The sequence below is a fragment of the Streptomyces sp. NPDC020747 genome (assembly GCF_044334695.1).
GTDB lineage: Bacteria > Actinomycetota > Actinomycetes > Streptomycetales > Streptomycetaceae > Streptomyces.
The window spans coordinates 115,898-129,795 of record NZ_JBIRTJ010000007.1 but is presented as its reverse complement, the minus strand read 5'-3'; the positions used below and the strand labels follow the sequence as shown (position 1 = coordinate 129,795).

At 70.5% G+C, this 13,898-nt stretch carries 11 protein-coding genes; 4 read left to right on the top strand and 7 right to left on the bottom strand.

Annotated elements, in window-relative coordinates; translation table 11 throughout:
- Nucleotides 1–20 precede the first annotated feature (20 nt).
- From chvE to ACH4YP_RS20070, 4 genes are all read right to left on the bottom strand, one after another.
- Nucleotides 21–1,133: a multiple monosaccharide ABC transporter substrate-binding protein gene (gene chvE / locus ACH4YP_RS20085; protein WP_361063764.1), complete on the bottom strand. Its 1,113-nt coding sequence runs from the start codon at nucleotides 1,131–1,133 to the stop codon at nucleotides 21–23.
- A 134-nt stretch (nucleotides 1,134–1,267) separates the two neighbouring features.
- Nucleotides 1,268–2,236 carry a hypothetical protein gene (locus tag ACH4YP_RS20080; RefSeq protein ID WP_361063762.1) on the bottom strand — a complete coding sequence of 323 codons (969 nt, stop codon included), beginning with the start codon at nucleotides 2,234–2,236 and terminating at the stop codon, nucleotides 1,268–1,270.
- Nucleotides 2,237–2,412: 176 nt separating this feature from the next.
- A complete protein-coding gene (locus ACH4YP_RS20075; RefSeq protein ID WP_361063759.1) occupies nucleotides 2,413–3,426 on the bottom strand; it encodes an alcohol dehydrogenase catalytic domain-containing protein in 1,014 nt (337 codons plus the stop codon).
- A 346-nt stretch (nucleotides 3,427–3,772) separates the two neighbouring features.
- On the bottom strand, nucleotides 3,773–4,933 hold the full coding sequence (locus ACH4YP_RS20070; protein WP_361063756.1) for a mandelate racemase/muconate lactonizing enzyme family protein: 1,161 nt from the start codon (nucleotides 4,931–4,933) through the stop codon (nucleotides 3,773–3,775).
- A 255-nt stretch (nucleotides 4,934–5,188) separates the two neighbouring features.
- On the opposite strand from ACH4YP_RS20070, the gene ACH4YP_RS20065 reads away from it, so the two are divergent.
- Nucleotides 5,189–5,902, top strand: coding sequence for a hypothetical protein (locus ACH4YP_RS20065; protein ID WP_398491539.1), 714 nt, complete (start codon nucleotides 5,189–5,191; stop codon nucleotides 5,900–5,902).
- Between the two features lie 427 nt (nucleotides 5,903–6,329).
- Here the strand turns inward: ACH4YP_RS20065 and ACH4YP_RS20060 are convergent, their stop codons facing one another.
- A complete protein-coding gene (locus ACH4YP_RS20060; RefSeq protein WP_361063750.1) occupies nucleotides 6,330–6,794 on the bottom strand; it encodes a MarR family transcriptional regulator in 465 nt (154 codons plus the stop codon).
- Nucleotides 6,795–6,909: 115 nt separating this feature from the next.
- On the opposite strand from ACH4YP_RS20060, the gene ACH4YP_RS20055 reads away from it, so the two are divergent.
- Nucleotides 6,910–7,932, top strand: a complete 1,023-nt coding sequence (locus tag ACH4YP_RS20055) for an NADP-dependent oxidoreductase (protein WP_361063748.1) — start codon at nucleotides 6,910–6,912, stop codon at nucleotides 7,930–7,932.
- 139 nt (nucleotides 7,933–8,071) lie between these two features.
- The gene (locus tag ACH4YP_RS20050) at nucleotides 8,072–8,491 is read left to right on the top strand and encodes an organic hydroperoxide resistance protein (RefSeq protein ID WP_398491537.1); all 420 of its coding nucleotides are present in this window, start codon (nucleotides 8,072–8,074) and stop codon (nucleotides 8,489–8,491) included.
- A 45-nt stretch (nucleotides 8,492–8,536) separates the two neighbouring features.
- Here the strand turns inward: ACH4YP_RS20050 and ACH4YP_RS20045 are convergent, their stop codons facing one another.
- Together ACH4YP_RS20045 and ACH4YP_RS20040 are read right to left on the bottom strand one after the other, a co-directional pair.
- On the bottom strand, nucleotides 8,537–9,685 hold the full coding sequence (locus ACH4YP_RS20045; RefSeq protein ID WP_398491535.1) for a serine hydrolase domain-containing protein: 1,149 nt from the start codon (nucleotides 9,683–9,685) through the stop codon (nucleotides 8,537–8,539).
- 39 nt (nucleotides 9,686–9,724) lie between these two features.
- Entirely contained in the window at nucleotides 9,725–12,340 is a 2,616-nt protein-coding gene (locus tag ACH4YP_RS20040) for a M14 family zinc carboxypeptidase (RefSeq protein WP_398491533.1), read from the bottom strand.
- A gap of 200 nt (nucleotides 12,341–12,540) precedes the next feature.
- On the opposite strand from ACH4YP_RS20040, the gene ACH4YP_RS20035 reads away from it, so the two are divergent.
- A complete protein-coding gene (locus tag ACH4YP_RS20035) occupies nucleotides 12,541–13,404 on the top strand; it encodes a hypothetical protein (RefSeq protein ID WP_361063738.1) in 864 nt (287 codons plus the stop codon).
- The last annotated feature ends 494 nt before the right edge of the window (nucleotides 13,405–13,898 follow it).

Genomic DNA, 13,898 nt, shown 5'->3' with positions numbered 1-13,898 from the left:
CAATCCCTAGGGGGTGGCGGTCAGTTGACTGCGCCGGCCTTGACGTAGCCGGAGTCGATGACGACCTTCTGGTAGTTGGTCTTGTCGACACTCACCGGGGTCAGCAGGTACGCGGGCACGACCTTCGAGCCGTTGTTGTACGACTTGGTGTCGTTGATCTCGGGCTTCTTGTCGTTGAGCACCGAGTCGACCATGTTCGCGGCGACCTTCGCGAGGTCACGGGTGTCCTTGAAGACGGTCGCCGTCTGCTCGCCCGCCTTGATCGACTTCAGCGAGGCGACCTCGGCGTCCTGTCCGGTGACGACCGGCAGCGGCTTGTTCTTGGAGCCGTAGTCGTCCGACTTCAGCGCCGACAGGATGCCGATGGAGATGCCGTCGTACGGCGAGAGCACCGCGTCGACCTTGTCCTTGCGGTACGCCGCGGTAAGGAGCTCTTCCATGCGCTTCTGGGCGGTGCCGCCGTCCCAGCGCAGCGTGGTGACCTGGTTCAGCTTCGTCTGGCCCGACTTGATGACCAGCTTCTTCTGGTCGATGTACGGCTGCAGGGCCTTCATCGCGCCCTTGAAGAAGTACTGGGTGTTGTTGTCGTCGTTCGAACCCGCGAAGAGCTCAAGGTTGAACGGGCCCTTCTTGGAGCCGTCCTTGAGGCCGAGCTTCTCGACGATGTAGCCGCCCTGCAGCTCGCCGACCCTCTCGTTGTCGAACGACGCGTAGTAGTCGACGTTCGGGGAGTTGAGGATCAGGCGGTCGTAGGAGATCACCGGGATCTTGGCGTCCTTGGCCTGCTGGAGAACGTTGTCGAGCGACTTGTTGTCGATCGCCGCGATGATCAGCGCGGAGACGCCCTGCGTGATCATGTTCTCGATCTGCGAGACCTGGGTGTCCGGGTCGTCCTCACCGTAGGCCAGCTTGGTCTTGTAGCCGGCCGCCTTCAGGTTCTTCTCCACGTTGGCGCCGTCGGCGATCCACCGCTCGGAGGACTTCGTCGGCATCGCGATTCCGACGGTGGAGCCCTTGGCGTCTCCCTTCTTGTCCTCACTGCCGCCGTCGCTGTCCTGCCCACAGGCGGAGAGGGTGAGGGCCAGGGAGGCGGCCGCGGCTATGGCGGAAAGCGCTGCTTTGCGATTGCGCATGATCATCTTCCTTGATGTATCTGACGGGGCTCGGTCTGGCGGAACCAGGAAGTGGAGCGAGGAACGACCGAGAGGAGGTGTGTCGGATTGTGTTCGGCCGCGTCGTCTTTTGTGAAGGGGGTGTGTTCGGAACGTTATGAGGGAATGTCAAACCGTTGGAGTGCGCCCGGAAGTCGGGAGCCGAGCGGCGCCATGTCGCCGTCCGCCCCGTGCCGCGCGAGCAGGTCCAGGGCGAGCCGGCCACGCCGCACCCTTTCCCGTGCCGTCGACAGCGTCACGTCCCGCATGTGGTGGCCGTACGGGTAGATCCCGGGAGCCTTGGACAGGCCGAACTTCAGGTACAGCGGGGCACCGCGGCGGATCAGCTCGGCCACCTCGTACATGCGCACGTACCCGCCGAGATCGTCGGGGGCCTCGATGTACATGTCCATGGGGGCAGCGCTGACCCTGCGGATCTCCGTCAGGTGGTCGAGCGTGAGATCGCTCGGCACGTTGATGGAGTCGCCGCCGAGTTGCTCGTACACGGCGTACGCGGCCGGGTTGACCGGGCCTATCAGTGCCGAGACCTTCAGCGTCGTGTCCGCCGGGATGATCCCGGCGACCCGGGCCCGGTGCAGGGTCCAGAGCACGCCTTCGTCAGCCACGAGGAGGCACTTTACGCCCAACTCCGTTGCACGGATGGCGTCTTCGAGACAACCTGCGACCGCATCGTGACCACGGGCGCGCAGTCCGCCGCCCCGAGAGTCGGTCCGGGTCGAGCCGCCGATGTCCCACGTGCCGCGCGGGCCCGTGAAGAGGCAGAGCTCGATGTCGCGCTCCTCGGTGGCCTCGACCATCTCGGTGATCTCGGCGTCGGTCAGCATCCAGACGCCGCTGCCCTGGCTGATCCGGTGGATCGGCACGTCGAGCCGCGAGGACTCCTTGAGGACCACGGCGAGCGCCTCCGGCCCCTCGCACGAGGGGACCTCGGTGCGCCAGCGGCCGCCCTCGGGGAAGGCGTGCGGTGAGGCGTCGGCGGGGGAGAGGGCGGGCGCGCCCAGGCCGAGCGCGGCGAGCGCCTGCTCACCGGGTCGACGGGCCGCCTTGGGAGAAGCGTCGGTCATCAAGCTGTCCTTAGCTGGAGCTGGCTCTGGCGGGATTCGCGTTCGATGTGTCGGACGCGGTTCGTGGCGGTGGATGTACGCCGGTACGGAGCGTCAGGTCTCCGTACCGGCGTACGGATCGGGGGGCGGCCGGCACCGCGGGCCCAGGGGCTGTCCCGGGAAACCCGGGACGCACCCTAAGGCCGCAGCAGCACCTTGCCGACCTTCGGGTCGCCGGAACCCACCAGCTCGATGGCGTGAGCGAACTCGTCCAACGGCAGCTCGTGCGTGACCAGCGGAAGGGGATCGAGGAGACCGGCACCGAAGACCCGCACCGTGTGCGCCCAGGCCTCCGGCGGCGCCCCGAACACGGTGTGCACCTCCAGCTGCCGTACGACGAGATCGGTGGGGTCGAGGCCCTCGGCACCCGGAGCCGGGATACCGGTGAGGACGAGACGCCCGCCGCGCCGCAGCAGCGCGGCGGCGGTGGTCGCGGCGGTCGCCGACCCGGCGGTCTCGATCACCACGTCGAAGTCGTCGGGCAACTCCTGGTCCCGGGTACGGAATTCGGTCGCGCCGAACTTCTTCGAGAGCTCCTCGCGGTCCGGGCGGGTGCCGACCACGAGCAGCTCCGACGGCGAACCCGCCTTCAGGAACTGCACGGCGAACATACCGAGCGTCCCGGTGCCGACGACGGCCACCCGTTCGCCGGGCCGCGCGTTCGCCTTGAGCGCCGCCGCCGCGATGCAGGCCGCGGGCTCCAGGAGCGCCGCCGCCGTCAGGTCGGCGTCCTCCGGCAGGACGTGCAGCAGCCGGGCGGGCAGCGTCAGCGTGGTGGCCATGGCGCCGGGCCGGGTGAAGCCCGTCTCCTCGTAGCCGGCCGTGCACAACGTTGTCTCGCCCTCGTGGCAGCGGTCGCAGACCTGGCAGTTGCGGAAGCCCTCACCGACCACCTTGCGGCCCACGAGCTCCTCCGGGACCCCGGGACCGACCGCCTCGACCGTGCCGGACCACTCGTGGCCCGGCGTCAGCGGGTAACGGACGTACCCCTCGGGCCGGTTGCCCTCGTACACCTCGCGGTCACTGCCGCAGATACCGCTCGCGTGAACCCGCACGAGGGCCTCGCCGGCGGCGGGCGCCACGGGCTCGTGGGGGGCCAGCCGGTGCTCGCCGGGGCCCTCGATCACGACGGCCTGTGCTGCGGCGCTCATGACTGCTCCGTGGGTCGGGCCTGCGCGGCGGTGGGCTGTGCCTGAGCGGCCGCTCGCCGTGTCAGGGCGTCGAAGGGGCGGTGGCCGGCATCGAGGGAGCGGTGGCCGCCACCTTGGTCCGCCGCGACGGCGCGCGACCGCGGTGGCGCGTGGCGGCGGTGCCTGAGCGCTCCGCGGGAGACGGGCTCGTGAAGCCGCGAGCGGTCGTCCGCGGCCGGTGGTGCCGCCGCGGTGGAGCAGCGCGGGCCACGGCCGCGAGCCTGCCGGGGTGCGCGGTGCCCCCCTGGACCTCGGCCGGTCCGCTCGGCCGTCCGCGGCCCGCCGCCCGCCCCGGTGCCGGGCGCCGTCACTTGTCGCCGCCCTTCGGCTTGCGCTGCTCCCAGCCGTCCGCCCACAGGTCGAAGCGGGCCTGCTGCTGCGGGAACTCGGCCGCCGCGTCCGTGTCCAGCTCGACGCCGAGACCCGGCTCGTGCGACAGCTCGAAGTAGCCGTCGACGACCTGCGGGGCACCCTTCACGACCTTCTTGATCTCCGCGTCCGCGAAGTCGTTGAAGTGCTCCAGGATCTTGAAGTTCGGGGAGGTGAAGCCGACCTGGAGCGAGGCGGCGGTGAGGACCGGGCCGCCCACGTTGTGCGGCGCCACGAGTACGTAGTGGGCCTCGGCGGTCGCCGCCAGCTTCCGGGTCTCCCAGATGCCGCCGATGTGGCCGACATCCGGCTGGATGATGTCCACGGCCTGGCTCTCGAAGAGCTCACGGAACTCGATGCGGTCGTGGATGCGCTCACCGGTCGCGACCGGGATGTCGACCTTCGCAGCCACCTTCTCCAGCGCCTTCAGGTTCTCCGGCGGGACCGGCTCCTCCAGCCAGGCCGGCTTGAAGGGCGCCAGCTCGCGCGCGAGACGGATCGCGGTGGCCGGCGAGAAACGGCCGTGCATCTCCAGCATCAGCTCGGCCTCGGGGCCGATCGCGTCCCGGACCGCCTCGATCAGCGAGACCGCGTACAGCGACTGCTCGTGGTCGAGCTCGAAGTGACCCGTCCCGAACGGGTCGATCTTCAGCGCCTTGTACCCGCGCGCGACGACCTCCTGAGCGGCCTTGTGGTACGCCTCCGGAGTGCGCTCCGTGGTGTACCAGCCGTTCGCGTACGCCTTCACACGGTCGGTGACCTTGCCGCCCAGCAGCTGCCACACCGGTACGCCCAGGGCCTTGCCCTTGATGTCCCAGCACGCCATCTCGATCACGGCGATACCGGACATCACGATCTCTCCGGCCCGCCCGTAGTCGCCGTACTTCATGCGACGCACGAGGTCCTCGACAGCGAAGGGGTCGGAACCGAGAATGTGGTTGGCCTCCGCCTCCCGCAGATAGCCGAGCAGCGCGTCGGTGTGGCCCAGCATGCGGGTCTCGCCGACTCCGGTGAGTCCCTCGTCGGTGTGCACCTGGACATAGGTCAGGTTGCGCCACGGCGTCCCGACCACGTGTGTGCTGATTCCGGTGATGCGCACGGAAATTGCCCCTTGTGGCTCTACGGCTCTGTTCGAAATTTCGTCACACGTTCGAAATGCTGGCCAGACAGTAAGGATTCGGCGGCGGTAGTGTCAATGGGTCGAACGCACAACGGTTTCGACGCGATGGCACGGGAAGGCGGCGAATGGTCCGGCCTGTCCTCAACTCGCCCAACCGGAACGGGTAGTTCAGCACAGAACTTTCACAGCCGTGACTGTGAACGTGACCTGCGCGGAGTTTAGTCTTCCGGCGTCATGGACTACTGCCACCCGTGCCAAAGGCACCTCAATGGCGCCCTGGCCTGTCCGGGGTGCGGTACATCGGCCGACGCGTGCCGGGAGTACGCGGCTTCCCTGGAGGACCGAGAGGACGCCGTCGACGAACTCGACGACGACTCCGAGGGCGACGAGCCGACGGGTGGTGGACGCCGGTCCCGGCGCCGGGGTGGCCGCGGGGTCCGGGCGACCCGTCGTGACCGGCGTGCCGCGCTGCACCGGCGGCGGCGCAAGCGGGTGCTGCTCGTGGGTGCGGGGCTGTTGCTCGCGGCGGGCGGGCTCAGTCTGGCGGAGCTGGGTATGGAGGCCCCCTCCTCCGAGCCGAAGGTGGCAGCGGCGGACGAGGCGTCGTCCGGTTCCTCGGCCTCAGCGGACGGCTCGTCGTCGTCCGGCGACGAGGCCGGCTCATCGGGCGGAGCCGGCCGGGAGTCCCCGGACGCTTCGGCCTCCCCCTCGCCCTCGGAGTCGAAGAAGTCCAAGAAGGACAAGGAGGGGGACGAGAAGAAGGAATCGACCGACCCGTCCCGCTCGACCGCCCCCAGCACCTCGACCCCACCCCCGGACCGGACCACCCCGGGCGACACCACCCCCGCGAACCCGGGCACCCCGGCCCCGACCCCCACGACGGAGGACCCACCCCCGACCCCCACCCCCTCGGAAACATGCACCCGCTTCCTGTGGTGGTGCTCGTAGCCCGCGGCTCCCTGAGGACGGGACGCGAGGTCGGTCCCGTCGGGTGCGGGCTGACGGGGGCCGGCCGGCCACGTGGCTCAACCTGAGGCGCCCCGCCAGGGCCGGGGGGAACGGCGCGGGCAACTGAGGCCGGCGGTCACGTTACGAACGGCCAGGGCCCCGGTCTTTGAGGGGCGCGGGGAACGGCGCGGGCAACTGAGGCCGGCGGTCACGTTACGAACGGCCAGGGCCCCGGTCTTTCAGGGGCGCGGGGAACTGCGCGAGAGCAACTCGAACTGAACGGCCACGTGACGAACGGCCCCGGCCTCCAGGGACGCGGCGCACCGCGCGGGCAACCCGGGCCGGCCCGTCGCACGGCGAACAGGTCGAGCCGCCGGTTTCTCAGGGGCGCGGGGAACGGCGCGACCGGCCCCCACCGACCCGCGGCCTACGAACCGCCCGCTCCACCCACCCCGGCGGAGCCATCGAGCATCCGCAGAAGCAACCCCCGCAAAGACACCCGCTCCTCCCGCGAAAGCCCCGCAAGCGGCTCCCGCGCAAACCGCAGGGAGTCCCGCAGACTCCGCGCGACCCCCCGCCCCTCCTCCGTCACCGCGGCCAGCTTCACCCGCCGGTCCGCCGGATCGGGCCGCCGCTCGACCAGCCCCCGCACCTCCAGCCGGTCCACGATCCCGGTCACATTGGACGGCTCGCACTTCAGCTTCTGGGCCAGCCGCCGCATGGGCAACGGCTCCAGCGAGAGCAGACTCAGCAGCCGAGCCTGCGCCCCGGTCAGCGCATGCTCCGCCGCCGCCTCCTCGTACTCCTCGTGGTAGCGCGCCACCACCGTGCCGATCAGGTCGACGACCTCGACTGTCAGAGGGTCGATCCGGGGAGTCTTCTGCGTGGACATGTACTCCAGGCTACCCCCGTTACTTGACATCATGAAACATTCAGGCGCATTGTTGTTTCAGGTACTGAAGTATTTGCGACATCAGAGCCGCTGTCCCCACGGAAAGGCGCCCCCCATGACCGACACCCCTCAGCTCCCCGCCACCAGCCGCGAATGGCACCTCGTCAGCCGCCCCGTCGGCTGGCCGAAGCCCGAGGACTTCGCCCTGGTCGAGACCGAGGTGAAGCAGCCCGGCCCGGGCCAGATCCTGGTGCGCAACGAGTACCTGTCCGTGGACCCGTACATGCGCGGCCGTATGAGCGCCGCGAAGTCGTACACCGCCCCCTTCGAGCTCGGCAAGGTCATGCAGGGCGGCGCCGTCGGCGAGGTCATCGCCTCGAACGCCGAGGGCTTCGCGGTCGGCGACCGCGTCCTGCACTTCTTCGGCTGGCGCGACCACGCCACGTTCGACGCCAAGAGCGCCGTCAAGGTCGACCCCGAGGCCGCGCCCCTGAGCACGTACCTCGGTGTCCTCGGCATGACCGGCCTCACCGCGTACGCGGGCCTGCTGCGCACCGCCGTCTTCAAGGAGGGCGACACGGTCTTCGTGTCCGGCGCGGCGGGAGCCGTGGGCGGCCAGGTCGGGCAGATCGCCAAGCTCAAGGGCGCCTCGCGCGTCATCGGCTCCGCCGGCTCCGACGAGAAGGTCAAGCTCCTGGTGGAGGAGTACGGCTTCGACGCCGCCTTCAACTACAAGAACGGCTCCGTGGGCGAGCAGCTGAGGGAGGCGGCCCCCGACGGCATCGACGTCTACTTCGACAACGTCGGCGGTGACCACCTGGAGGCCGCGATCGGCTCCCTGAACCTCCACGGCCGTATCGCGATCTGCGGGATGATCTCCGTCTACAACAACACGGAGCCCGCCCCCGGCCCGAAGAACCTCGCCCGCCTCATCGCGACCCGCGGCCGTATCGAGGGCCTCCTCGTCGGCGACCACTACGACCTGCAGCCGCAGTTCGTGCAGGAGGTCGGTCCCTGGGTCGCCTCCGGCGAGCTCAAGTACCGCGAGACGGTCGTCGAGGGCATCGAGAACAACCTGGAGGCGTTCCTCGGCGTCCTGCGCGGCGAGAACACCGGAAAGATGATCGTCAAGCTCTGAAGCCGACCCCGGCTCCGAGGCCGACGGCGGTGGCAGCGGCAACGGGCTTCTGCTGGACTTCCGACATGCGGTAACTTCTTTCCGAAACTGTCGCGAATCGTGGGCGCGAGTCGTGGCGGACCAAGGAGGAAGCCACCGCATGTCCATCCAGCAGACCGACGTCCTCTACACCGCCGTCGCCACCGCCGAGAACGGCCGCGACGGCCGCGTCGCGACCGATGACGGCAGGCTCGACGTCGTCGTCAACCCGCCCAAGGAAATGGGCGGCAGCGGCACCGGCACCAACCCGGAGCAGCTCTTCGCCGCCGGGTACAGCGCCTGCTTCCAGGGCGCCCTCGGTGTCGTCGCCCGCCAGGAGAAGGCCGACATCTCCGGCTCGACCGTCACCGCGAAGGTGGGCATCGGCAAGAACGCCGACGGCTTCGGCCTGATGGTCGAGATCTCCGCCGAGATCCCGAACGTGGACCCCGCCGAGGCCCGGGCCCTCCTGGAGAAGGCCCACCAGGTATGCCCGTACTCAAAGGCGACCAACGGCAACATCACAGTCACCCTGATCTGACCGGCCTTTTTCTGCGGGCCGGGCCACCGGTTCATGAGAGGGCGCCTAGGCAAGCGCCCCCTCATGAACCACCCGAACCAGCCGCTGGTTCTCCGGCGCGCAACCCCCGGGGAAGGCCATTCGCCGCCGCGTGTACCCGTACGCAAGCCCACTCCGGGGATCCGCGAAGGCCTGCGAGCCCCCCGCCCCGCTGTGCCCGAACGCCCCGGCCCCCAGAAACGGATGCCACATGTCCCCCGTGGCCTGGAATCCGAGCCCGTACGACTTGTGGACGCGCAGAATCAGGTCGTAGCCGACCGAGTGGATCTGCCCGACCTCCCCGATCGCGTCCGGCTTCAGCAGCGGCCCCCGGCCGTCGACCTGGCTGATGGCCGCCGCGTACATCCCGGCGAGCCCCCGCGCGGAGGCGACCCCGCCCGCCGAGGCCGAGCCCAGGGCGCGCACGGTACGGGAGTTGGGGAAGTCCCTCAGCGGCACCGCCCCCGGCATGTGCTCGTTGAACGCGATCGACGCCAACGTGTGCGGCCCCTGGGGCGTGGCGTCCAGCAGCGCCTGCTCCGGCGGGGTGGGCGCCATCGGCAGGACGGACCGGTACCGGGGCTCCTCCGACTCGGGCAGCTCCAGATAGAAACCGAGCCCGTACGGCGCACGGATCCGCTCCTCGTACAGCTCCTGGAGCGTACGGCCCGTCGCACGCCGTACGACCTCGCCCGTGAGCGCGCCGATCACCAGCGCGTGATAGCCGAACGCCGAGCCCGGCCGCCAGAACGGCCGCTGGGTGGCGAGGCGTTCGGCCACCACCCGGTCGTCGGCCAGCTCGTCGAGCGTGAAGCCCGCGTCGGCCCCGATCACGCCCGCCCGGTGCGCGAGCAGCTCCCGCAGGGTCACCGCGCCCTTGCCCTCGGCGGCGAACTCCGGCCAGTAGTGGGCCACTTCCCGGTCGAGCTCCAGCGTGCCGTCCTGCACGAGCAGGGCGACCACCAGATGCGCCGCCCCCTTCGTGGACGAGAAGACACCGAACAGCGTGTCGCCGTCCGTGTCCGCGCCGGTCCAGAGATCGACGACCCGCCGCCCCTCCACATACGCGCTCAACTGGCCCGCGTAGTCCGGGCGTTCGGCGGCGACGACGGACGCGAACTCCTCGCGCACCGCCTCGAAGCCTTCGGCGACGGTGCCGTGGATCTCCTGTGTCATCCGTACTCTCCTCGTGTCACGGTTTCCTGGGAACGTTACTCAGGACACCGACAGCAAAGCACGCGCGACCTGTGGGAACTGTCCCTTCGGATGATCGCGGAACAGCGGCTCCGTGCCGAACAGGACGGCATGCGGACCGCTGACCACCGAGGCCCGGCCCGCGGCCTGCGCCGGACCGCCACTGCCGTCCTCCAGGGCACGCCAGTGGCCGGACACGAGCGGGTTCCCGGACGCGTACGACTGCTCCACGCGGACCCCGGGGCCGAGGTCCGTGAACCACAGCGGCGCGTAGACGAAGCCGTGGTCCGGGGCGCCGGAGGTCACTCCGCCGGCCGAATTGACCACGCGCACCACGCCGTTGGCGTCACCGTTGCCCTCGACGGGTTCGACCGCGAGAAGCCCGGCGGCGGCGTTGAGGGCCGCTCCGGTGGCTCCGCGGCCGACGAGGCCCTCGCGGGCCAGGAAGGCGTCCAGGGCGGCGCGTGCGGTCACGTCGAGGCCCGCGTGGTTCAGACCTGCGGAGGCGAACAGGACGTCCGCCCTCGACCAGTCGAAGCCCGCGTTGAGGATCGCCGTGGAGACGGGCGTCACGTCGAAGTTCATCTCGCGCAGTGCGAACAGCTCGCCCGGCGTGACGGCCGCGGCGACCCGTACCCGGTGGAGCGGGGTGGTGCCGGTCGCCTTCGTCGCGTCGAAGGCCACGTCGTACTTCTTCGCCAGGGCCACGGCCTTCGCACGGGCCGAGGCGGGCACGATCGCACTGCCGTCGGCCGCCCGGCGTACCGAAACCCCGTCCGCGAGAAGGGAGTTGAGGGCCGCGATCTCACGCGCGTCGTCGAGCCGCAGCCGGAGCGCGCCGCGAGGTGCCACATAGCCGACGTGCGCGGCCTCGTGGACCGCACGGTCCGGCACGGAGAGCTTCGACGAGGACGTCCGTACGGTGTCGACCGTCGCGCCCCACAGCCGGCCCAGACTCCAGCCCGAGATGTCGTACATCACGGACACCTTGTCGCTGATGTCCCGTCCGTCCGCCAGCATCACGTTGGCCATGCCGCGCTTCGGCTGGCGCAGATCGACGACGTACGACCCCTTCGCGTACGTCTTCCCGCCGAGCCTGAACTCCTTTGTCGCGCGCCGGACTTGGACGTCGTTGGCGAGCAGGTGGTCGACGAGCCGGGCCGCGGCGGTGGCCGAGCGCTGTGCCTTCGTGCCTGCCGGGATCACGTACGCGCGCGGGAAGTCGGTCGTGTAGACGTCCTCCGGGCCGATGCCCGGCACGCCCGGAACGGTCTCCGGGGACACCGGGACCTGCGCGGCGCCCGTGACGCTCCGCCGGAAGACCTCGATCTGGTCGGAGATGAGCGAAGTGCGGTTGGCCTGCGTGTAGTTGAGGCTCGCACGCATCGCCGCGCCCGCGATGGCCACGTTGATCGCCGAGCGGCGGCGCAGCTCGGCGACGGGCAGGTCGTCGTACTCGTCGTTGTTCACCGCCATCGGGAACTCGACCGTGTGCGCCGCGACCGCGCCGTGGAACGGCATGTACTGCGGGGTGAAGATCGGCGGCCAGTCGTCCCAGCCCTCCTCCTGGTCCCGGAACGGGATCTGGGCGGGCTCCACACCGTCCTTGCCGGGCGTGTACCCGAGGCCGTTGACCGCGGCCTCCATGCCCAGGGCGTTGGCGTAGGTGTTCTTCAGGAAGAGGTCGTACTCGTAGTTCTCGCCGTGCGGGGGAGTGGTGGGCTCGATGAGCGTGCCGTTGACGTACCCGTGCAGGTCCACCATCACGGCCGGCTGCTTGTCGATCGCGATCCGGCGCATGGCGCGGACCTCGGGCTGCGAGGCGGTCACGAAGTCACGGTTCAGGTCGAAGCCGTTGGCGTTGGCGCGGGTGCCGGCGATACGGCCGTCAGGGTTCGCGGTGATGTTGAAGTACACGCGGTTGCGGGCGAGGAGATCGGTGGTGGACCGGTCCTGGGCCGTGGCGAGCTTCTCGATCAGCTTGAGGGCCGCGTCCGTGCCCTCCCACTCGTTGCCGTGGATGTTGTTGTTGAAGAAGACGGGCGTTTTGTAAGTGCGCTTGACCGACGGGTCCTTGGCGGCGGCCGAGGGCGCGTTCTCGATCAGTTCGCGCATACGTTCCTGGGCGCGGGCCTGCCGGGCGGACTCGGGCGCGGTCACGGTGACGAGGTAGAGACGGTGGCCGCCCGCCGAGCGCCCCGCCACCTCCACGCTCACCCGGTCGCCGAGCCGCTGGAGGGCGTTCAGCTTCGGGGCGATGGCGTGGTACGGGGTGAGGCCGAGCCTGATGGACTTGTCGGCCGGGTTCTCCGGGTCCGGGGTGAGGACCTGCTCGCGGGGGTAGCCGCGGGTGCCTCCGGCGGTGCCGGTGCCGTCGGTGAGCTCGGTGACCGGGGTGGTGAGGGCACGGTCGGTGGTGCTCTCCGGGGCTCTGGCGGCAGCCCGGTCGGAGGGATCGGAGAGGCCTGAGCCCTCGCGGACCGGGGGCGCCGGCTGGGACGCGGGCCGGGGCGTGGGGTCGGCGACGGCGCCGTTCGGGGTGAGCAGGAGCGCCGCCGCCGCGGTGGCGGTGGCCGTGGCGATCAGGGCGGGTCTCGGGGGGCGCACGCGTACCTCCGCTGGAGTTGCTGTGGACATGCCTGACATCGGTACGCGGAGGTCTACCTGTTCGACTCACGTGCAACAAGAGGGCGTTGGCGTCACGGGTTGCGGGCGCGATGCCACGGGTTGCCACCGATCGTGGGTCCTGGGGTGGGCGGAGGGGCATGCTGAGTGCGACCCCGGCGGGCCGGTTCGGGCGTGTGTGCGCGTGTGTGTGCGTGAGGCGAGGAGAGGCCATGGCAACGATTCCGTCGCTCCCCAGCAGGGATGACGTGGCGCGTATCGCGCGCAACACGACCGACATCACCGGGCAACTGCTCGACACGGCCGGGAACATCACGCGTATCGCCATCAACACCTTTGATCCGAGGGACGGTTCGGGGGCGGAGGTCCTGCGGGTGCTGCGGCAGACGACCGCCGAGCTGGCCGAGGCCAGTGCTTCGCCCGAGGCGCAGGAGGCCTTCTACCGGATCGTGGACACCTTGACGCGGCTGGGGACGAGTGGGGCGCCGCTCGCCGTTCACCCGGTCAGCGAGCCCGCGCAGGCGCTGCTCACGGCACTCGGGGACAGTCTGCTGCCCGTCCTCGACGCGGTGGAGCCCGCGGTGGAGGAGGCGGCGGAGGCGCTGGGCGAACTGGTGGACGCCACCTCGCCGTTGCTGCCCGCGGCGGCGGGGGTGATGGCGGGTGTTCTCCTCGCGCTCGCCCCGCTGATCCGGGCCGCGGCGGACGTATTGCGCGACTCGTCCCCCGAACTGCGCCGGATCGCGGACGCGTTGACGGCGGCGCTGGCTCCGCTGCTGCCGCTCCAGGTGGCGTTGGCCGAGCGGGCCGCCGCGGCGGGGGCGGGGGTCGTGCGCGCGGCGCTGCCGCCGCTCGCCGACCTCACGGAGGCGACGGCCGCCGGTCTGAAGGCGGGCCGCCCGCTGCTCATCGCAGGCGAGGAGTTCGTGGTCTCCGGCCTCGAACAACTCCAGCCGGCGCTCCTCGCGTCCGTCTCCCGGGCGGGGAGGCTGGCTCGGGCCGCGGCGGTACGGGTGTCCGCGGCGGTGTCGCCTGCGGCGGAGCGGGGGGTTGTGGTGGCGGTCCATCCCGTGTGATGTCGTCCGTGGGGTGCGTCTGCGGGTGCGGTGGTGTTGTGGCTGGGTCGGGTGAAGGATTGCGCAGTTCCCCGCGCCCCTGGGTGGTTGGGGTTGCGGTTCGTCTGTGGGGTGCGGGGCCGCGACGGGACGTGCGTCCGCAGCCGGTGACGTAAGGCGCGGTTGCCGCACGGTGACCGCCCACCGGCCTCCTCGTACGCTGCGGACACACATCCCGCCACGTCCCCGCCGGCCCACTGGACATCCGTGCCCCTTTAGGGGCGCGGGGAACTGCGCGGGCAACACCGGCGAACCCGCACGCTGCGAACCGACCTGTGGCTTTCAGGGGCGCGGGGAACGGCGCGGGTACCAGAGGCGGACCCGCACGCTGCGAACCGGCCTTCGGCTTTCAGGGGCGCGGGGAACTGCGCGAGCAACACAGACCAACCCGCACGTTGTGAACCGGCCTCGGCCACCGGTTTTCAGGGGCGCGGGGAACTGCGCGACAAGCCGCA

Coding starts and splice junctions, on each gene's coding strand:
- ACH4YP_RS20075 (WP_361063759.1), bottom strand. CDS start 3,426: ATGAGCGCCGCAGCACAGGCCGTCGTGATCGAGGGCCCCGGCGAGCAC.
- ACH4YP_RS20040 (WP_398491533.1), bottom strand. CDS start 12,340: ATGTCCACAGCAACTCCAGCGGAGGTACGCGTGCGCCCCCCGAGACCC.
- ACH4YP_RS20045 (WP_398491535.1), bottom strand. CDS start 9,685: ATGACACAGGAGATCCACGGCACCGTCGCCGAAGGCTTCGAGGCGGTG.
- ACH4YP_RS20065 (WP_398491539.1), top strand. CDS start 5,189: ATGGACTACTGCCACCCGTGCCAAAGGCACCTCAATGGCGCCCTGGCC.
- ACH4YP_RS20080 (WP_361063762.1), bottom strand. CDS start 2,236: ATGACCGACGCTTCTCCCAAGGCGGCCCGTCGACCCGGTGAGCAGGCG.
- ACH4YP_RS20060 (WP_361063750.1), bottom strand. CDS start 6,794: ATGTCCACGCAGAAGACTCCCCGGATCGACCCTCTGACAGTCGAGGTC.
- ACH4YP_RS20050 (WP_398491537.1), top strand. CDS start 8,072: ATGTCCATCCAGCAGACCGACGTCCTCTACACCGCCGTCGCCACCGCC.
- chvE (WP_361063764.1), bottom strand. CDS start 1,133: ATGCGCAATCGCAAAGCAGCGCTTTCCGCCATAGCCGCGGCCGCCTCC.
- ACH4YP_RS20055 (WP_361063748.1), top strand. CDS start 6,910: ATGACCGACACCCCTCAGCTCCCCGCCACCAGCCGCGAATGGCACCTC.
- ACH4YP_RS20035 (WP_361063738.1), top strand. CDS start 12,541: ATGGCAACGATTCCGTCGCTCCCCAGCAGGGATGACGTGGCGCGTATC.